Origin of the sequence: Mycobacterium simiae, assembly GCF_010727605.1 — a bacterium.
Lineage (GTDB): Bacteria > Actinomycetota > Actinomycetes > Mycobacteriales > Mycobacteriaceae > Mycobacterium > Mycobacterium simiae.
Genome location: NZ_AP022568.1, coordinates 2,820,095 through 2,838,780 on the forward strand (window position 1 = coordinate 2,820,095; position 18,686 = coordinate 2,838,780).

Genomic DNA, 18,686 nt, shown 5'->3' on the forward strand with positions numbered 1-18,686 from the left:
TCTCCTTTGCCCGATCGTTGCGGCCCACCACGTCGAGGGCCGTTCAGGCAGTATGCGGGTTTGCCGGGCCCCGCAAAAGAGGTTCGCGCAAATTGTTTCATTTCGGTTAATTAACCACGCCCAGCAAGTTCTTCCGGGCGAGGGGGCGTTGATGGCACTGTATTGCCGTGGACCACAAACCGCCTAGCGCGCCCATCGAATCGGCACATCGGAACAATTCCCTGCCCTGGCAGGACACAACAGATTTCGACAACGCCGACCGCGGGTTCATCGCGGCCCTGTCGCCGTGCGTGATCAAAGCGGCGGACGGGCGTGTGGTGTGGGACAACGACGCCTATGCCTTTCTGGACGGGCCCGCGCCGGCGTCGGTGCATCCGAGTCTGTGGCGGCAATCGATCCTCAACGCCAAACAGGGCCTCTACGAGGTGGTGCCGGGCATCTATCAGGTCCGGGGCTTCGATATCTCCAACATCAGCTTCATCGAGGGCGACACCGGAATCATCGTCATCGATCCCTTGGTTTCCACCGAGGTCGCGGCCGCGGCGCTCGACCTGTACCGCACCCACCGCGGTGGGCATCGCCCGGTCGTCGCGGTGATCTACACCCATAGCCACGTCGACCATTTCGGTGGCGTGCTGGGCGTCACGTCGCAGGCCGACGTCGACGCCGGCGCGGTGGCCGTGCTGGCACCGGAGGGGTTCACCGCACATGCGGTGCAGGAGAACGTCTATGCGGGTCCGGCCATGCTCCGTCGCGCGACATACATGTACGGCAGTCTGCTGGCGCGCGGGCCGCAAGACCAGGTGGGTTGCGGCCTCGGCCAGATACCGTCGTCGGGTGAGGTCGCCATCATCGTGCCGACCATCGACATCCGCACGACGGGGCAGACGCACACTATCGACGGTGTCGAGATCGAGTTCCAGATGGCGCCTGGTACCGAGGCGCCGGCCGAAATGCATTTCTACTTCCCGCGTTTCCGCGCATTGTGCATGGCCGAGAACGCCACGCACAATCTGCACAACCTGCTGACGCTGCGCGGCGCCCTGGTCCGCGACCCGCACGCGTGGGCCGGCTATCTCACCGAGGCCATCGACACCTTCGCCGCGCGTACCGATGTGGTGTTCGCGTCGCATCACTGGCCGACGTGGGGCCGGGAAAACATCGTCGAGTTTTTGGGGCTGCAGCGCGACCTGTACGCCTATCTGCACGACCAAACGCTGCGCCTGCTCAACCAGGGCTACACCGGGGTGGAGATCGCCGAAATGTTCCAGCTGCCACCGGCTTTAGACCGCGCCTGGCACACTCGCGGCTATTACGGGTCGGTGAGCCACAACGTCAAGGCCGTCTACCAGCGTTACATGGGCTGGTTCGACGGGAACCCGGGTCGGCTATGGCCGCACCCGCCCGAGGCTCTCGCACCCCGGTACGTGGCGGCGATGGGCGGGATCGAACGTGTCGTAGAACTGGCTCGAACCGCCGTCGAATCCGGTGACTTCCGTTGGGCAGCAACGCTTCTTGACCACGCGATCTTTACCGACAGCGAGCATGCCGCAGCGCGGGCCCTGTATGCGGACACCTTGGAGCAACTCGGCTACGGCGCCGAGAACGCCACCTGGCGCAACTTCTTCCTCAGCGGGGCAACAGAATTGCGTGCCGGAAACTTCGGCACGGCCGGCCAGGTCACGTCACAGACCATGCTTTCCCAGCTGACGCCGGAGCAGATCTTCGATGGTCTCGCCATTCGGGTCAACGGACCGGACAGCTGGGACCTCGATATCACCACCGACGTCACGTTCGCGGACCTGGGTGTCAACTACCGGCTCACGCTTCGCAACGGCGTGCTTGTTCATCGCAAGGTCGCCGCCGACCCCGCGACCGCGACGGTGTCGATCCGGCTGGATGACAAGTCTCGCTTGTTGGCGACCGCCATGGGCGACTTCGACTCGCCCGGTCTGCACATCTCCGGCGACCGCGCCGCACTGCAGGCTTTCCTGGGTGCACTCGAACGGCCGAACCCGAATTTCAACATCGTCACGCCCTAGCGGAGGCAGAAAAATCGGCTACCACCGTGGCGAGCAACCAGTGCGGCGGATGTGACCTCACGCGACGTCGATGACGACCTTGCCGAGGACTTTGCGGTCGGCGACATGACGCAATGCCGCGGCGGCCTCTGACAGCGGGAACCGCGCACCGATATAGGGGCGCACGGTCCCGGCGGCGAACATTTGCGTCAGCTCCTCGATGTCCCGGACAGCCTCATCGGGGTAATCGGTCATGAAGGTGCGGATTTCCATGCCTCGCACGCAAATGTCTTTGAGCAGAATGAGATTGAGCGGGATAGCCGGGATGCTGCCTGCGGCATACCCCAGCGTGACAAACGTGCCGCCGCGTGCCAGGCCGCGCAGCGCCGGCTCGGCATAGGCACCCCCGACCGGATCCAGGACAACGCGTGCGGCGTCGCCGGTGAGTTCACGGATCCGCGACTTGAGATCCTCGCGGTCGTAGTCCACCAGGGCTTCGGCGCCGCGCTGCCGGCACAGCTCGAGCTTCTCCGGGCTCGACGCCGCCGCCAGCACCCGCGCCCCCATCGCCACCGCCAGATCAACCGCCGCCAGACCAACTCCGCCTGCGGCGCCGAGCACCACGACCCAATCACCGGCTGCGACAGCCGCAGTCGAGCGCAACGCGTGATACGCGGTGCGATAAGTCACCCCGAACGCGGCGGCCGCGGCGAAGTCCGCATCATCGGGCACGACCGTCGCCTGCGTCGCGTCGAGCAGCGCCTGCTCGGCGAACGCCCCAAAGGTGGTGCCGGCCACCCGCTGGCCCGGGCTGAACGGTGCGCCCGGCCCGGCAGCGAGCACCTTCCCGGCAATCTCATTACCCGGGATGAACGGCGGCGGAATTTTGACCTGGTACTTGCCGGCGATGAACAACACATCGGGAAAGTTGACCGCCGCGGCGTGCACCCGCACCAGCAGCTGGCCGGGTCCGGGCACGGGCTCGGGCACGTCATCGAGTTCTAGATTCTCCGGCGGACCGTACGAGCGACAGACAACAGCGCGCATCACGCGACCCCCAGGCCGTTGAGACAGAACCGCACCAGATGCGTGATGTCCTCGGGTCCGGGCCGCGCGGCGGAGCCCAGGTAGCGGCGCATCGTCGCTGCCGTGCAGCAGAACACGGCATCGACATCGCGGTGCACATCGCTACTGCCCAGGGCCGCAACTGGTTCGACGAGAAGATCACGCAGCGGGCGCATCATTTCCTGGTCGACCGTACGCCAGTCGGCGGCCGGCGACAGCTGTCCGGCCGCGGCTCGACTCTTTCTGATCAGGTCGGGCGCGGCAACCTGGGCCAGCGTGCCCTCGATCCACCGCTCGATCTTGTCCCTGGGTGCCGACTCCTTCGCCATCTGATGCTCGAGATACGACACGACGATCGCGACGCCACGCTCCATGACGGCCAGGATCAGCTCGTCCTTTCCGGCAAAGTACCGGTAGAACGCCTTGTTCGAAGACCCGGCTTCCGCCACGATGTCACTCACCCGGGGCGCATCGGGAGCGACACGCTCCATGACGCGCACCGCGGCGGCCAGGATGCGTTCGACCTCCTCGGTCGCCTCCCGCTGGCGGTCATCCAGGGCGCGCTCGACGGCCGCAGCCACTCTGTTGGTCACGGCGAATGTGGGTGTGCCGGAACGCTACCGACCAGGGCGCCGTACTTCTCGCGGGCCGCCGCACGGCGAATGTCGAGCATCTCGCTGGGCCAGTCGCCGTCTTCGGCGTCGTAGCCTTTAAGCAGCATCCGAGCCAGGTTGACCTTGTGCGCCTCGGTAGGCCCGTCGGCCAGACCCAACGCGATCCCGCCGAGCAGCACGTTCACCAACGGCAGCTGGTCGGTCAGGCCGAGCGCGCCGTGCACTTGGATCGCCCGCAGCGCAATTGATTTCAACACTTGAGACGCCAGAATTTTACAGGCGGCGATCTCGGCGCGCGCGGCGCGCTCGTCGCCGTTGTCGATCAGCCAGGCCGCGTGCAGCACGGTCAACCGGAACGGGGTCAGCTCGGTGTAGGAGTCGGCGACGAACTCCTGCACCAGTTGTTTGTCGGCCAGCGGACTACCCTGCGTGAAACGGCTTTTCGCCCGTCGTGACATCATCTCGACGGCGCGCTGGGCCATCCCGATCGAGCGCATCGCGTGATGCAGCCGGCCGCCGGCCAAGCGGGTCTGCAGGATCATGAAACCGTGTCCCGTCTCGCCCAGCAGCGCATCGGCCGGCACCCGAACCCCGTCGTAATGGACGAGCGAGTGACCCGGCTCGTGCGGGTCGGCTCCCACCAGATGGTGGTTGGCTTCCACCGTCAGCCCTTCGGTTCCCGCGGGGATCAGGAAAGTCGAGGCGCCGCGGTGGACGGGTACGTCCGGATCGGTGATCGCGACGACGATGAAGAACGACGCGACGGAGGCGTTGGAGGAGAAGTACTTTCGCCCGGTGATCACCCAGTCGTCACCGTCGCGGACGGCGCGCGTGGTGAACACGCGGGGGTCGGCGCCGCCCTGGGGTTCCGTCATCGAAAAGCAGGAGAAGATCTCCCCGGACAGCAGGCCGGCCAGATAGCGATCCTTTTGGGCTTGGGTGCCGAAGCGCGCGATGATCTCCGCATTGCCGGTGTCGGGCGCTTGGGTGCCGAACACGATCGGCGCCCACGGGCTGCGGCCCAGGATCTCGTTGATCAGCGTCAGCTTGACGGCCCCGAACCCCTGCCCGCCCAGCTCCGGGCTCAGATGTGGTGCCCACAAGCCATTCTCGCGGACCTGCTGTTTGAGCGGGTCGATGATGCGCCGCCGTTCGTCGTTGAGCGGCAGGAATTCGCAGCCAGGGAACAGCACCTCCAGCGGTTCGACTTCTGCTCGCACGAACTCGCGAACCCAGGCGAGCTTCTTCTCGAACTCCGGTTCGGTGGAAAAGTCCCAAGGCATATCGAAAACTCCTGTCGTTACGGAATTCCGCCGTCGGCCCGCACGATGGAGCCGGTGGTGAAGCTGGACGCATCGGACGCCAAGAACAATGCGGCACCGACGATTTCGGACGGGTTGCCGGGGCGTTGCAGCGAGAGGTGCGCGAATCTGTTGATCTTGTCCTGTTCGAGGTTCCAGGCCTTGCTTACGTCGGTCAGGAAAGGGCCGGCCATCAACGTGTTGACCCGCACCGAAGGTGCGAACGCCCGCGCCAGCCCTTCGGTCATCGCGTTGAGGCCCGCCTTGGCTGCCGCGTAGGGAACGATGTCGGCGCCGGGGCGCAGCGATCCCGTGGAGCTCACGTTGATAATGGAACCGGTGCCGGCGGCCACCATCCGTTCGCCCAGCAACGCCGAAAGGCGAAAGGGGCCTTTCATGTTGAGGTTGACCACCGCGTCGAACAGCTTCTCGGTGACGTTGCTCAGCTTGTCGTACAGCGGTTGCATGCCGGCGTTGTTGATCAAGGTGTCGATCTTGCCGAATTTTTCGTAGGCCGCGTCAACCAGGCCGTCGAGTTGCTCCCAGCGGCCGACGTGCACCTGATAGGGCAGGGCGGTGCGTCCAGTCTCGGCCTCGATTTCCCTGGCCGTCGCCACGCAGTTGTCCATCTTCCGGCTGGCGATCACGACGTCGGCGCCGCAGCGCGCGGCCCCGAACGCCATCTCCCGGCCCAGCCCACGGCTGCCTCCGGTGATCAGCACGACCCGGCCGGTGAGGTCGAAAAGCTGGTCGGCATAACCCATTTCGGCTAACCCTTCGTCTCCAGCGACCGGGACAGCTCGGCAGCGGTCGCGATGAGCTGCAGAATCATCGGCCCGAACGCGTCGGTGATTTTCGGGTCGACCTTGCCGGTGCGTACTCCGGCAGCGTAGGTCTTCTCCAGCACGATGCCCAGTTTCCAGTTGGCCAGCACCAGGTAGTAGTCGATGTGCTCGGTGGACAAGCCGCTGACGCTCTCGTAGTGGGCGAGCAGCTCGCTGCGAGTCGGCATGCCGCGCATGTCCAGATAAAACCCCTCGGCCTTGGGGGTTTCGCCGTCGTAGCCCAACAGCGCCCAGGCCAGATCAAGTAACGGGTCTCCGACGGTGGTCATCTCCCAGTCCACGATCGCGGCGAGTCGAGGCTGGCCGCCGTGCGCGAACATCACGTTGGCGAACTGGTAGTCACCGTGCATGATCCCGGGCCGGTATGAGGTGGGCCGGTGGCGCCGCAGCCAGTCGGCGGCTTCGTGCAGGCCGGGCAACTCGCGCACCCGGTATGACTCGAGGAACGCCAGCCAGCGATCCACCTGGCGGTCGTGGAATCCGTCCGGGCGGCCGAAGCCCTCGAGTCCTTGCCGGCGCCAATCGACGCGACCGAGCTTGGCGGCTCCCTCGACCAGTTGGAATGCCAGGCCGCGTCGCGCCGCCAGGTCGGTGTCGAACGGCGGCTGCCATCCACCATCCATCGGGCTCCAGCCGTCGATCGCCCGCATCACGTAAAACGGCATGCCCAGCACGGTGCCGCTGTCGTCGGCGGCGATCAGCTCGGCGTGCGGCACATCGGTGCCCGACAGCGCCCGCACCAGCCGGATCTCCCGCAGCAGGCCGTCGACGCGGGCGTCGTCCGCGCGCGGTCCCGGCATCCGCAGCACCAGGCGTTCGCCGCCGCGGGTAATCAGATACAGCGTGTTCTGCGAACCGCCCTTCAGCCGTTGCAGGACGGGCTCTTCGCCGTTTCCAGGGGCGTCGTTGGCGTCCAACCACTGGCTGAGCGCACGCGGGTCAAGCTGGGTTTCACCGGCAGTCGGCATTGTCCGCACACCCCACTCTCTGCGTGGAGAATAGCATTCTCCGGGCTTGGCGCTAGCCCGGCTGGTGTGCGCTGAGCAGTAGCCCCGGCACCATAAAGTGCCCCTCACCATCGTGCTCGGCGTTCGGCAACTCGGTGTCGAGCGAGGCGGCGTTGCCGTACACCTTGGCGGGGCGAATGTCGTCGACCTGCCAGAGCGTCGAGACGGCCTCCCGCAATTCGTTTTCGGTGAACCCACGCGGACCGGGCACCCCCTCTTGCTCGCCCAGTGCCCCGGCGGCGAACGCCAGAAGGTAAAGCGTTGCCCCGGGTGCGGCGGCCCGGGCGATGGACCGCAGATAACCCTGACGGCGCTGGGGTGGCAGTGAGTGGAACAACCCGCTGTCCACGATCGTGGCGAAGCGGCCTTCGGAACCCGGTGGGTATTCGCCGAAGTCGGTGACGTCGGCCTGCGCGAAAGACGCCGTGTGCAGTCCTTGCTCGGCAGCCATCGCGGCCGCGGCGGCGATCGCAGTAGCGCTGGTGTCCAGGCCCACTACGGTGTACCCGCGCGCCGCGAGCACCAGCGACAGGGCGGCATGGCCGCAGCCCGAGTCCAGCACCTCGCCGCGGATCTTGCCTTGATCGATGAGCGCAGCCAGCTCCGGCTGCGGCCGTCCGATGCTCCACGGCGGGGGTGAGGCCTGTCGGTAGGCGGCGTCCCAGTCGATGCTCGGCTCGGTCATCTGTTCTCCTCGCAGTCGGCTCTCCCTGTGCAGATTAGGAGACGGCCACGCGCCGTGGCAGACCGCGATGAGAAACTGCGAACCGGCCACTCACCACCCGACCGACAGGGAGAGATATGCAAGTGCTTCTGGTCCGACATGCGCTGCCGCTGCGCAGCGAACACGGCCAGGGATCCGACCCGGACTTGTCGGACGAGGGCATTGCGCAGATCGCGCGCCTGCCGCAGGCACTCGCGAGGTTCCCGATCGCCCGGGTGGTCAGCAGCCCGCAGCGGCGCGCCATCCAGACCGCCGAACCGGTCGCCGCGGCCCGGAATCTCGCCGTCGAGGTGGACGAGCGGTTCGCCGAGTACGATCGCGACCTGCCCGTCTACATCCCGGTCGAGCAGATCCGCGCGGAGAATCCCAAGGAGTGGCAGCGACTGGCCCAAGGCCAGCTGCCCAGTGCGGTCGACGAGGAGGCGTTCCGGGCGCGGGTGAGTGCGGGGGTGAACGATCTGGTCGCATCGTCCGATCCCGAGGACACCGTCGCGGTCTTCAGTCACGGTGGGGTGATCAACCTGGTGCTGCACGAGATTTTGGGCACGAAGCGGCTGTTGTCGTTTCCCGTCGACTATGCGTCGGTCACGCGTCTGTTGTACTCGCGCACCGGTTCAGCAACGGTGGCGGGAGTCAACGGCGTCGAACACGTGTGGGACCTGTTGCCGCGTAATCAGCGATGGTAAACAAGTTCGGTGACTTCGGCTGATCGACTCGACGGGCTCGACCTGCCCGCCTTGGACCGGTACCTGCATTCGCTCGGCATTGAGCGGGACGGCGAATTGCGTGGTGAGTTCATTTCCGGCGGCCGCTCCAATCTGACGTTCCGCGTCTACGACGACAAGACGAACTGGCTGGTGCGCCGGCCACCGTTGCACGGCCTCACCCCGTCGGCGCACGACATGGCCCGCGAGTACAAAGTCGTGGCCGCTCTGCAGGACACGCCCGTACCGGTGGCGCGCGCGATCGCGCTGTGCGCGGACGAGTCGGTGCTGGGTGCGCCGTTTCAGATCGTCGAGTTCGTCGCGGGGCAGGTGGTGCGCCGCCGCGCTCAGCTCGAAGCCCTCAGCCACACCGTGATCGACCGATGCGTGGACAGCTTGATCCGGGTGCTCGTCGATTTGCACACCGTCGACCCGGATGCCGTGGGGCTGGCCGATTTTGGTAGGCCCAGCGGATACCTGGAGCGCCAAGTCCGGCGGTGGGGCTCGCAATGGGAATTGGTGCGGCTGCCCGACGACCAGCGCGACGCCGACGTCGAGCGACTGCATTCCGGTCTGCAGCAAGCCATTCCGCAGCAAAGCCGCACGTCGATCGTGCACGGCGACTACCGGATCGACAACACCATTCTGGATGCCGACGACCCGACGCGGGTGCGCGCCGTGGTGGACTGGGAACTCTCGACGCTGGGCGACCCGCTCTCGGACGCCGCCTTGATGTGCGTGTACCGCGACCCGGCACTGGATCTGATCGTCAATGCGCAAGCCGCCTGGACTTCGCCGCTGTTGCCGACGGCCGACGAGCTGGCCGACCGTTATTCACTCGTTGCCGGGCTGCCGCTGGCGCATTGGGAGTTTTACATGGCGTTGGCCTACTTCAAGCTGGCCATCATCGCCGCGGGAATCGATTTTCGCCGGCGCATGTCCGATCAGGCCAGCGGTCGGGAGTCCGAGCACACGCCCGAAGTCGTCGCGCCGTTGATCTCCCGCGGTCTGGCGGAGTTGGCCAAGCTGCCGGGCTAGCCGCGCGGAGCGGTGCGCTGCTTCTTGGCGGCGCGGCGCAACTGCAGGATCCGCGCGGTCCCGACGGCGACGGTGATCAGCCCGCCAACGACGGCCGCGAGCAAGATAGCGACACCCAGCGGCAGGCTCCAGTGCCAGCCCAAGAACTGGAACGGCGTCGACGTCGTGTTCTGGGTAATGAAGATCAGCAGCAGGATCAAAATCAGGAAACCCGCGATCAGGGCCGTCCACAGTGCCCCGGCGCGGGTGAACCCGATCGCGGGATCGGCGGGTTTGGCGCCACCACGGCGTCCTGAGGCGGGGGGTGGGGGCGGTGCCGGAGGCGGTTCAGGCGGCGGGTTACCCGGCGAACCAGGTGTGTTGCTGCTCATAGATCCATCTTTGTCCCATCCGGGACAGATTGAAACCACACCCGTCAAACCACCTGATTCCGGCGCCACACGGCGCGCCGATTCTGCCGTTATGGTCAGCGTTATGCGGATGTTGCGGCGCGTGCGGCGCCCGATCATTTTCGCGGCGGTCGGCATTGCGGCCATGTGCCTGATGGTGTCCTGCATCAACTCCGACCCGCTGGGACCGCAGGTCCGCAGCATGAACTCCATCGTGGTCGGCTCGGCCGATTTCCCAGAGTCCCAGATTGTGGGCGAGATCTATGCACAGGCGTTGCAGGCCAACGGTTTCGACGTGGGTCGGCGGATGGGCATCGGCAGCCGCGAGACGTACATCCCGGCGCTCAAAGACCATTCGATCGACCTGGTGCCGGAATACGTCGGCAATCTACTGCGCTACTTCGCCCCGGAGTCGACCGCGACCATGCTCGCCCCCGTTGAGTTGGAGCTCTATCAGAAATTGCCCGGTGACCTGTCGCTGCTGACGCCGTCACCGGCCACCGACACCGACACGGTCAGCGTCACCGGTGCGACCGCCGCGATGTGGAAACTCAAGACGATCGGCGATTTGGCCCGGCATTCGCCGGAAGTGAAATTCGGCGCTCCGTCGGCCTTCGAGACCCGTCCCTTCGGCCTGCCAGGGTTACGGCAGAAGTACGGGCTGAACATCAGTCCCGGCAACTTCGTGGCGATCAACGACAGCGGCGGCGCCGTCACGGTGCGGGCTTTGGTGCAGGGGCGAGTGACCGCCGCCAACATCTTCACCACCTCACCGGCGATACAGCAGAACAATCTGGTCGCGCTCGACGATCCTGAACACAACTTCTTGGCGGGTAACATTGTCCCGCTGGTGAATTCGCAAAAGAAGTCCGATCGGCTCAAGCGTGTGCTGGACGCGGTCTCGGCAAAGTTGACGACGACGGGCATGGCCGCGCTGAACGCGTCGGTGACCGGCAATTCGGGTATCGATCCGGACCAGGCGGCGCGAAACTGGGTGCGGGAAAACGGTTTCAACCATCCGATTGGACAGTGATGGGCGGCTGGAGAGTGGTGAAGTGATCGTCTTTGACGACGTCTGCAAGACATTTGCCGACGGGACCACCGCGGTGGATCACCTGAACCTGGTGGCCGCCAACGGCAAACTGACGGTGTTCGTGGGCTCCTCCGGCAGCGGTAAGACGACTGCGCTGCGGATGATCAACCGGATGATCGAGCCGACCTCGGGCCGTGTCACCGTTGACGGCAAGGATGTTTCGACCGTCAATCCGGTGACCTTGCGGCTCGGCATCGGCTACGTAATTCAAAACGCCGGGCTGATGCCGCATCAGCGGGTCATCGACAACGTCGCGACGGTCCCGGTGCTGCGCGGACAGTCGCGCCGGGACGCTCGCGAGGCCGCTTACCAGGTGCTCGAACGTGTCGGACTGGACGCCAGACTCGCCAACCGTTACCCGGCGCAGCTGTCCGGCGGCGAACAGCAACGCATCGGCGTGGCCCGGGCACTGGCCGCCGATCCGCCGATCTTGTTGATGGACGAGCCCTTCTCGGCCGTCGACCCCGTCGTTCGTGTCGACCTGCAAAACGAAATCTTGCGTCTGCAAAACGAATTGCACAAGACCATCGTGTTCGTCACCCATGACATCGACGAGGCGCTCAAACTGGCCGACCGGGTCGCGATCTTCGGGCCCGGCGGTGTCCTGCAGCAGTATGCCGAGCCCGCCGAGTTGCTTTCCCGCCCGGCCAACGGTTTCGTGTCGAACTTCATCGGCCTGGGCCGCGGCTACCGATGGCTGCAGCTGATCGACGCGGACGGCCTGCCACTGCACCCGGTCGACAAGATTTCGGTCGGCAGTGTCACCGACAGCGCCGGCGCACCGGCCGGCTGGGTCCTGGTGGTCGACGGCCAGGGTCTGCCGCTGGGTTGGATCGACGACGACGGCCTGCGCCGGCATCGCGACGGGGCGCCGCTGGCCGACGCCATGACGGCCGTCGGCTCGTTGTTTCGCCCCGGCGACAACCTGAGCCAGGCGCTGGACGCCGCGCTGTCGTCACCGTCGAACATCGGCGTCGCCGTCGACCGGGGCGGCATGGTCATCGGCGGAGTCCTGGCCGCCGACGTTCTCGCTGTCGCCGATGCCCAGCGGCGGGCCTGACCATGCACTATCTGCTCAACCACCTGGACGATGCCTGGACGCTGGCGGTGATCCATCTGCGGTTGTCGTTGTTGCCGGTCCTGATCGGGCTGGCGATCGCGGTCCCACTCGGTGTATTGGTGCGGCGCAATGCAATCGCGCGGTGGTTGACGACGGCGACCGCCAGCGTCGTGTTCACCGTCCCGTCGCTGGCCCTGTTCGTGGTGCTGCCGGTGATCATCGGGACCCGCATTCTCGACGAGGCCAACGTCCTGGTTGCGCTGACCGCCTACACCACCGCGCTGATGGTGCGTGCCGTACTCGAAGCGCTGGACGCGGTGCCGGCGCAGGTGCGCGACGCCGCCACCGCCGTCGGATATTCGCCGTTCAATCGGATCTTGAAGGTTGAACTGCCGCTGTCGATTCCGGTGATGGTGGCCGGGGTGCGTGTGGTGGTGGTGACCAATATCGCGATGGTGTCGGTGGGCTCGGTGATCGGCATCGGCGGGCTGGGTACCTGGTTCACGATTGGCTACCAGACCGACAAGAGTGACCAGATTCTGGCCGGCATCATCGCGCTGTTCGTGTTGGCGGTCACCATCGATTTGCTGATCGTCGCGGCCGGCCGGTTCACCACGCCGTGGACGCGCGCCGGCAAGAGCCCGCGGCGCCGAGCGGTGGTCGCCCCGGTGGTCGGTGGTGCCCGATGAACTTCGTCCAGCAGGCCGTCTCCTACCTGTTGACCGTCGACAACTGGACCGGCCCGGTCGGACTTGCGGCGCGGATCTTGGAGCACCTCGAGTACACGGCCGTCGCGGTGGGCGCGTCCGCCTTGATCGCAATACCGATCGGCCTGGTCATCGGACACACCGGTCGGGGCACCCTGCTGGTGGTGGGCGCCGTCAACGGGCTGCGCTCGCTGCCGACCCTCGGGGTGCTGCTGCTGGGAGTGCTGCTCTTTGGGCTGGGGCTGGGGCCGCCGCTGGTCGCCCTGACGCTGCTCGGGGTGCCGTCGCTACTGGCCGGCGCCTACGCGGGCATCGCCAACGTCGACCCCGTGGTGGTCGATGCTGCCCGCGCGATGGGCATGACGGAGGCGCAGGTGCTGCGGCGCGTGGAGGTGCCGAATGCGATGCCGTTGATCCTGGGCGGGCTGCGTAACGCGACGTTGCAGGTGGTCGCGACCGCGACGGTGGCCGCCTACGCCAGTCTCGGCGGCCTGGGCCGCTACCTGATCGACGGGATCAAGGAGCGGGAATTCCAGCTCGCTTTGGTCGGCGCGCTGATGGTGGCGGCGCTGGCGCTGATCCTTGACGGGCTATTGGCGATGGCGGTGTGGGTAGCGATGCCGGGCACCGGACGGTTACGCCGGGTTCACCGGCGCGACAATGTGACGATGACCGCAGTTGGTGACCAGCCTGCCGCGGCCCGTGGCCAAGTTTTACGGTAGGAAGTGTGAACAGCCCCTCTGACCCGACTCAACGCGTCTGGCCCGCGATGCTGACCTGGCGCGCGCCCGACATCTCGCGCATGGAATCGGTGCGAGTTCAGGTGTCCGGCAAGCGAATCAAGGCCACCGGCCGCATCGTCGCAGCGGCCACCGACACCAACCCGGCCTTCGGCGCCTTCTACGAGTTGCAGACCGACGACAGCGGGGCCACCAAGCGCTTTGGGCTGACGATCACCCTCGCGGAGCGCGAGCGTCAGCTGGCGATCGCCCGTGACGAAGAGAACATGTGGATGATCACCGACCACCAGGGGGAGCGGCGGGAGGGGTACCAGGGGGCGCTCGACGTCGATGTGGTCTTCAGCCCGTTCTTCAACGCGCTGCCCATCCGCCGGCTCGGGCTGCACGAGCACGCGGACACCACCACACTGCCGATGGTCTACGTCAATGTGCCGGAAATGTCAGTTACTCCGGCGACAGTGAGTTACGCCAGCGAGGGCAGATTGGACGGCATCAAGCTACGTTCGCCGGTTGCCGACACCACCGTCAGCGTCGACGCCGACGGGTTCATCCTGGACTATCCCGGATTGGCAGAGCGGATCTGATCACGCCGCCGGCCCGGCCGGCGGCCGCCAGCTCTTCGCGCCAGTTCTCCGCGCCGATCACCACGGTGAAGATGTCCGAGCGCGGGAATCGGTCATAGCGCGTCCGCGCGGCGTGACCCGCCTCGACGAGCTCGGCCACCGAGTGGTCCCAGTCCAGCGAGTCGCGCGCGCGGCTGAGCAGGTCCAGCACCCGGTCGAGGGCCGTCAGCAGATGGCTGCAGTTGCCTTCGCACATCGCGCGCACCAGGTCGGGGGAGCTGCCGGCCACCCGGGTGCCGTCCCGAAATGATCCGGCGGCCAGCGCGAAGGCCAGGGGTACCTCGGCCGCCGTCACCGCCAGCGCTTCGGCCAGCAGGTGCGGCAGATGCGAGATCGCCGCCGCCGCGGCATCGTGTTCGTCCGATCTGGCCGGGACCACCACCGCGCCGCATTCCAGCGCCAAGTGCATCACCATCGACCACACCACCGGGTCGACGTGGTCGTCGACACTAACCACCCACGGGGCCGCGGTGAACAATCCGACGTGCCCGGCCGACCAGCCCGAGCTTTCGGTCCCGGTCATCGGGTGACCGCCCACGAAGCGTTCCTGCAGGCCGGCCGCGATGACCTCGTCGAGGACCGCCGATTTGACACTGGTCACGTCGGTGAGCGGGCATTGCGGCGCCAACTCGCTGACGTGCGCAAGCATCGACGGCAGGGCCGGCATCGGCACAGCCAGCACGATCAGCGCGCTGGTGTCGGCAGCGCGGGTGAGGGTCTCATGGAGGTCGGTACTCGCGGCGAAACCCTCGGCCAGGGCTCCGTGCGCGCCCTCCACCGAGCGGTTGTAACCGAACACGTCGCGGCCGGCGGCCGCGGCGGCCCGCATGATCGAACCGCCGATCAGTCCCAGCCCAAGCACGCATACCGGGGTTTTGCTCGCCGCCCCGGTCGAAGTCAAAGACACCATCCAAGGTTGGCACAGTTGGGCGGATGACGGCGCTTGCAGGTCCCCGTGCTGGGGCGCGCTGTCTGGTCAAGCAGCCTGGTCAGCGACTAGCCTAGGCGGCCATGGGACGAGAGCGGGCTGCAACGCAAGGGGCGTCCGTGGACACGCCGGACGGCTTTGGCGTCGCCGTCGTACGCGAAGAGGGCCAATGGCGTTGTTCTGTGATGTCACCCAAAGCGCTGACGAGTCTGGCTGCCGCTGAGACGGAACTGCGCGAACTGCGTAGTGCGGGCGCGGTCTTTGGCCTGCTCGACATCGACGACGAGTTCTTTGTCATCGTGCGACCCGCGCCGTCGCGGACCCGGCTGTTGCTCTCGGATGCCACCGCGGCGCTCGACTACGACATCGCCGCCGAAGTGCTGGACAGCTTGGACGCCGACATCGATCCCGAAGATCTGGAGGACTCGGAGCCGTTCGAGGAGGGCGACCTTGGGCTGCTGTCCGACATCGGGCTGCCCGAGGCGGTGCTCGGCGTCATCCTCGACGAGTCGGACCTGTACGCCGACGAGCAGTTGGGCCGCATTGCCCGCGAGATGGGGTTCGCCGACCAACTGTCAGCGGTGATCGACCGCCTTGGTCGGTGAGGACTGACGAGCAGCTGATCCGGGCCGCGCTGGAGGTCGCCGGCAGCGCGGGCCCTCGCGATGTGCCGATCGGAGCGGTGGTCGTCGCCGCTGACGGAACCGAGCTCGCCCGGGCGGTGAATGCTCGTGAGGCCCTTGGTGATCCGACCGCGCACGCGGAAGTCTTGGCGCTGCGCGCGGCGGCCGTGGCGCTGGGGGACGGGTGGCGGCTGGAGGGAGCCACGCTGGCGGTCACCGTCGAACCGTGCACGATGTGCGCCGGCGCGCTGATCCTGGCGCGCGTCGCGCGACTGGTGTTCGGTGCGTGGGAACCCAAGACCGGTGCGGTCGGGTCGCTGTGGGATGTGGTGCGCGACCGCCGGCTCAATCATCGTCCGCAGGTGCGGGGCGGGGTGCTTGCACACGAGTGCGCCGCACCCCTGGAAGACTTCTTCGCCCGCCAGCGATTGGGGTGAGCGGCCGGTCGTTGGGTAAGCTGCTCGGCGGTGGCGTGTCCGAGCGGCCTAAGGAGCACGCCTCGAAAGCGTGTGACGGCTAAAACCGTCCGAGGGTTCAAATCCCTCCGCCACCGCCAAAACTTGCGCGTTGCGTCATGATCCGGCCCGCACTTTCTTGCGGCGGGCCGGTGACGACCCATCGTGGGATGGGTCAATCCGGCGAGCAGGACCTGTACGGCCTTCGCCCGACCGGCATGGTCGTCGGCGGCGACGGTCATCCGGATGAACATCGCGATGTCGTCGGCGGTGATGCCGGGGTGCAGGCCCCCGGCTTGCCGGAGTCGAGTGGTGAACGGTTCGACGAACCAAGTCGTCCTTGTCGGCGAAGTGGCGGTAGAGCGTGGTGGCGCCGACGCCGGCCCGGCGGGCGATCTCCTCCAGGCTCGTCTGGGGTCCCTGCTCGTTGAACGCCTCGCGGGCCGCGGTAACCAACTTGTGTCGATTGCGCTGCACGTCCTTGCGGGGCGCCCGGATCTGACCGCCTTATACCGGTAGCGCAAACCCCATGGTAGGGGCCGCCAGGTTGAACCGGTAGTCCAACACACGAATTGACGACCGAATGCGAAAAGCGCAGCGCTAGACCAGATCGCCAGCTAAGTGGTAGCCGTACATCCGCTTCGTGCATACAGAGCGAAGTGGATGTGTTACCCCCATTTAGGGGGGACGAGATGCACCCGCAGGTTACCGAGGCCGTGCGCGTCGAGCACGTAACGTTCGGATCGTCCGGGGAGGTCCTAACCGCAGACATGTACCTGCCGACCCCGACGCGGACGGATTCCCCAGTGGGACAACACTTTCAACCCGGCGTCGTGGGCGTGCTGGATTCCCTTCGACGTGCATTCCCTTGCCGACGAGCTCACCCAGCCGACGCTCGTCGTGCACAGTGATGCTGCCGTCAACCCCGGCAGCGTGCGTGGGTTCCTGTCCAAGGTATCGGCTCCGGTCGACCGGTTATGGCTGGACGGCGTAAGCCAATTCGATTTCTACGACCAACCCGGCGCGGTGAGCGCTGCGGTCGACGCCGCGGCGGATCGATTCACCCGCTCGCCCGGAGTGTTCGGCGCCCCCACATTGCTCGACGTTCTCGCGTCCTCAAAAGTGGTCACCACCGGCAGCACCACCCCGTCCGGGCGGGTGATCGACACACCGGTCGGTGTGGTCGTCGTCGACGACGCCGGCTACCTGCGCAGCCGACGGGGCTCCAAGGGCAAGTGGTACCGGCGCGCGACGCGAATGCCACACGGGTTCGTCCGTCACGATGCTATTCGTTTCCCGGTCACCTTCGGCCCTGTGACGGATGCCGACACGATTCGCCGCGTGGACCGGGCAACTTACCGCAAGTACGGCGGCGTACTGCATTCACTGCTGTTGCGGCCGTTGTTGTGGTGGACGCGAATTTACGTCCTGAAAATCACCCCGCAACGCCGGTCGACGTAGCTCCAGCAAGCTTCGTTATTTGGCTGACCGTTCCCGAAGATAGTTATGGATCAGGTGTGAACACGACTTTCTCGCCGATTCGGGCGCGGACGGCTCTGATCCGATTTAGTGTGACCCAACTCACTCGATAGCCGGGGTGTCAGACGGAACAGAGTTCGGGAGGACGACCCAATGAAGTGGCTGGCGGCGTGGTGGAGCCAGGCCGACCATTTCGATTGGCTGACTGGTTATTTGCAGGCGCACGGATTGAGTTCGAACGCCCGCAGGCTGCTGGCCGCCGTGGCCGCGTCGCTGGTGTTGGTGCCCGCGAACGTCTGGTTAGGCCCAGCGCAGGTGTATCGCCCCGCGGCGTTGGTGTACTCCGTGGTCGCCGCCGTGATCGGGCTGGGCATGGCCACGCTCTGGTTGCGCGGCTGGCCCACCCGGCAGCAGTCGCTGTTTTTCATCTTGACCGGCAGCGTGCTTATCGGCGTCGGTTGTCTATGGCAACCGGTCCCGTTGGTGGCCCTCATGGCGTGCTCGGCGCTGGCCGTTCCGGGCGGTTACATCGCGTTCTTCCACACCGCCAAGTACATGACGTTGAACTTCTTGCTCGCCAGCGCAATCGCGGCCGTGCAGGCGGCTCGTCTTTGTGCGGCGGGGCAACCGGTGCTGGCGTTCTCCGGCTATTTCCTGGTCCTGGAGCTGAATGTGGTTGTCCCATTGGCGATTCAGATCGTCGTGCGTGCTCTCGGAGTTGATCTTCTGCGCGCCAACCGCGATCCGCTGACCGGGCTGTTGAATCGGCGCGCCTGCGACCGGGCCATCGTGGGGCGAATGCTTGTCGGCGCCAACCACACATTTTTGATGGTTGCCATGATTGATCTGGACCGTTTCAAAAACCTGAACGACTCTCGCGGTCATGCCGCCGGCGATGAGGCGTTGGTCGCGGTGGCCGGTGCGCTGACCGCCGCCTGCAGCGACACCGCCGTCGTTGGGCGCGTCGGTGGCGAGGAATTCCTGATCGCCGACGTCGTGACGGCCGAGCAGAAGCCCGGCTGGGGCCGACAGCTCTGCGACGCCGTGGCCGCAATCAACGCGCCGGTCACCGCGAGCGTCGGGATCGCTTCCCTGGCGTTGCGCGACGTGGTGGCCGATCACGCCCACCGGGTCTTCCGGCAGTTGGTCGCCGACGCCGACAACGCGATGTATGAAGCCAAGCGATGCGGGGGCAACCAGATCCGCCACCATCAGTCCGTGGCCTGAACTTCGGCTGTATCGACCGCCGAGCCACGCCTGATGAAATAGC

At 66.3% G+C, this 18,686-nt stretch carries 21 protein-coding genes and 1 tRNA gene; 13 read left to right on the top strand and 9 right to left on the bottom strand.

What is annotated here, in order from left to right:
* Positions 1-161: 161 nt before the first annotated feature.
* The gene (locus tag G6N33_RS13095) at positions 162-2,042 is read left to right on the top strand and encodes an alkyl/aryl-sulfatase (RefSeq protein ID WP_163771787.1); all 1,881 of its coding nucleotides are present in this window, start codon (positions 162-164) and stop codon (positions 2,040-2,042) included.
* Positions 2,043-2,099: 57 nt separating this feature from the next.
* Here the strand turns inward: G6N33_RS13095 and G6N33_RS13100 are convergent, their stop codons facing one another.
* From G6N33_RS13100 to G6N33_RS13125, 6 genes are read right to left on the bottom strand one after another with little or no spacing between them, the layout of a single operon-like run.
* A complete protein-coding gene (locus G6N33_RS13100; RefSeq protein WP_044508970.1) occupies positions 2,100-3,068 on the bottom strand; it encodes an NADPH:quinone oxidoreductase family protein in 969 nt (322 codons plus the stop codon).
* The gene (locus G6N33_RS13105) at positions 3,068-3,679 is read right to left on the bottom strand and encodes a TetR/AcrR family transcriptional regulator (protein ID WP_044508969.1); all 612 of its coding nucleotides are present in this window, start codon (positions 3,677-3,679) and stop codon (positions 3,068-3,070) included. The genes G6N33_RS13100 and G6N33_RS13105 overlap by 1 nt, the downstream gene beginning before the upstream one ends.
* Complete coding sequence (locus tag G6N33_RS13110) at positions 3,676-4,983, bottom strand: acyl-CoA dehydrogenase family protein (RefSeq protein ID WP_044508968.1); 1,308 nt, start codon at positions 4,981-4,983, stop codon at positions 3,676-3,678. Before G6N33_RS13110 ends, G6N33_RS13105 begins: the two co-directional genes overlap by 4 nt.
* 17 nt (positions 4,984-5,000) lie before the next feature.
* Entirely contained in the window at positions 5,001-5,765 is a 765-nt protein-coding gene (locus G6N33_RS13115; RefSeq protein WP_044508967.1) for an SDR family NAD(P)-dependent oxidoreductase, read from the bottom strand.
* A 5-nt stretch (positions 5,766-5,770) separates the two neighbouring features.
* Complete coding sequence (locus tag G6N33_RS13120) at positions 5,771-6,814, bottom strand: phosphotransferase family protein (protein ID WP_101528136.1); 1,044 nt, start codon at positions 6,812-6,814, stop codon at positions 5,771-5,773.
* A gap of 52 nt (positions 6,815-6,866) precedes the next feature.
* A complete protein-coding gene (locus G6N33_RS13125; RefSeq protein WP_044508966.1) occupies positions 6,867-7,538 on the bottom strand; it encodes a class I SAM-dependent methyltransferase in 672 nt (223 codons plus the stop codon).
* A gap of 116 nt (positions 7,539-7,654) precedes the next feature.
* On the opposite strand from G6N33_RS13125, the gene G6N33_RS13130 reads away from it, so the two are divergent.
* Positions 7,655-8,263 (top strand): histidine phosphatase family protein, encoded by a 609-nt coding sequence (locus G6N33_RS13130; RefSeq protein WP_044508965.1) that lies wholly within the window; start codon positions 7,655-7,657, stop codon positions 8,261-8,263.
* 9 nt (positions 8,264-8,272) lie between these two features.
* Positions 8,273-9,319 carry a phosphotransferase family protein gene (locus G6N33_RS13135; RefSeq protein WP_044508964.1) on the top strand — a complete coding sequence of 349 codons (1,047 nt, stop codon included), beginning with the start codon at positions 8,273-8,275 and terminating at the stop codon, positions 9,317-9,319.
* Here G6N33_RS13135 and G6N33_RS13140 read toward each other — a convergent pair.
* On the bottom strand, positions 9,316-9,690 hold the full coding sequence (locus G6N33_RS13140; RefSeq protein ID WP_101528134.1) for a LapA family protein: 375 nt from the start codon (positions 9,688-9,690) through the stop codon (positions 9,316-9,318). The genes G6N33_RS13135 and G6N33_RS13140 overlap by 4 nt on opposite strands.
* A gap of 103 nt (positions 9,691-9,793) precedes the next feature.
* Between G6N33_RS13140 and G6N33_RS13145 the strand changes: the two genes are divergently transcribed.
* The 5 genes from G6N33_RS13145 to G6N33_RS13165 are packed head-to-tail and all read left to right on the top strand — an operon-like array spanning position 9,794 to position 13,892.
* On the top strand, positions 9,794-10,741 hold the full coding sequence (locus G6N33_RS13145; protein WP_044508962.1) for an ABC transporter substrate-binding protein: 948 nt from the start codon (positions 9,794-9,796) through the stop codon (positions 10,739-10,741).
* A 22-nt stretch (positions 10,742-10,763) separates the two neighbouring features.
* Entirely contained in the window at positions 10,764-11,861 is a 1,098-nt protein-coding gene (locus tag G6N33_RS13150; RefSeq protein ID WP_044508961.1) for an ABC transporter ATP-binding protein, read from the top strand.
* A gap of 2 nt (positions 11,862-11,863) precedes the next feature.
* The gene (locus G6N33_RS13155; protein WP_044508960.1) at positions 11,864-12,550 is read left to right on the top strand and encodes an ABC transporter permease; all 687 of its coding nucleotides are present in this window, start codon (positions 11,864-11,866) and stop codon (positions 12,548-12,550) included.
* A complete protein-coding gene (locus G6N33_RS13160; RefSeq protein WP_101528133.1) occupies positions 12,547-13,290 on the top strand; it encodes an ABC transporter permease in 744 nt (247 codons plus the stop codon). The genes G6N33_RS13155 and G6N33_RS13160 overlap by 4 nt, the downstream gene beginning before the upstream one ends.
* Before the next feature lie 47 nt (positions 13,291-13,337).
* A complete protein-coding gene (locus G6N33_RS13165) occupies positions 13,338-13,892 on the top strand; it encodes a putative glycolipid-binding domain-containing protein (RefSeq protein ID WP_081662116.1) in 555 nt (184 codons plus the stop codon).
* Here the strand turns inward: G6N33_RS13165 and G6N33_RS13170 are convergent.
* Positions 13,855-14,841: a prephenate dehydrogenase gene (locus G6N33_RS13170; protein WP_101528132.1), complete on the bottom strand. Its 987-nt coding sequence runs from the start codon at positions 14,839-14,841 to the stop codon at positions 13,855-13,857. The genes G6N33_RS13165 and G6N33_RS13170 overlap by 38 nt on opposite strands.
* Positions 14,842-14,942: 101 nt before the next feature.
* Here G6N33_RS13170 and G6N33_RS13175 point away from each other — a divergent pair, with 101 nt between their 5' ends.
* The 3 genes from G6N33_RS13175 to G6N33_RS13185 all read left to right on the top strand — a co-directional run bounded on the left by G6N33_RS13175 (position 14,943) and on the right by G6N33_RS13185 (position 16,038).
* Complete coding sequence (locus G6N33_RS13175; protein WP_044508957.1) at positions 14,943-15,464, top strand: tRNA adenosine deaminase-associated protein; 522 nt, start codon at positions 14,943-14,945, stop codon at positions 15,462-15,464.
* A complete protein-coding gene (locus tag G6N33_RS13180; RefSeq protein WP_044508956.1) occupies positions 15,461-15,919 on the top strand; it encodes a nucleoside deaminase in 459 nt (152 codons plus the stop codon). The genes G6N33_RS13175 and G6N33_RS13180 overlap by 4 nt, the downstream gene beginning before the upstream one ends.
* Before the next feature lie 29 nt (positions 15,920-15,948).
* Positions 15,949-16,038 (top strand) — tRNA-Ser (locus tag G6N33_RS13185).
* Positions 16,039-16,054: 16 nt separating this feature from the next.
* Here G6N33_RS13185 and G6N33_RS13190 read toward each other — a convergent pair.
* Complete coding sequence (locus tag G6N33_RS13190; protein ID WP_231382510.1) at positions 16,055-16,414, bottom strand: TetR/AcrR family transcriptional regulator; 360 nt, start codon at positions 16,412-16,414, stop codon at positions 16,055-16,057.
* Positions 16,415-16,795: 381 nt separating this feature from the next.
* Between G6N33_RS13190 and G6N33_RS13195 the strand changes: the two genes are divergently transcribed.
* Together G6N33_RS13195 and G6N33_RS13200 are read left to right on the top strand one after the other, a co-directional pair.
* Positions 16,796-17,398: a DUF2255 family protein gene (locus G6N33_RS13195; RefSeq protein ID WP_049919059.1), complete on the top strand. Its 603-nt coding sequence runs from the start codon at positions 16,796-16,798 to the stop codon at positions 17,396-17,398.
* A 171-nt stretch (positions 17,399-17,569) separates the two neighbouring features.
* Positions 17,570-18,643, top strand: coding sequence for a GGDEF domain-containing protein (locus G6N33_RS13200; protein WP_044508954.1), 1,074 nt, complete (start codon positions 17,570-17,572; stop codon positions 18,641-18,643).
* Positions 18,644-18,686 lie beyond the last annotated feature (43 nt).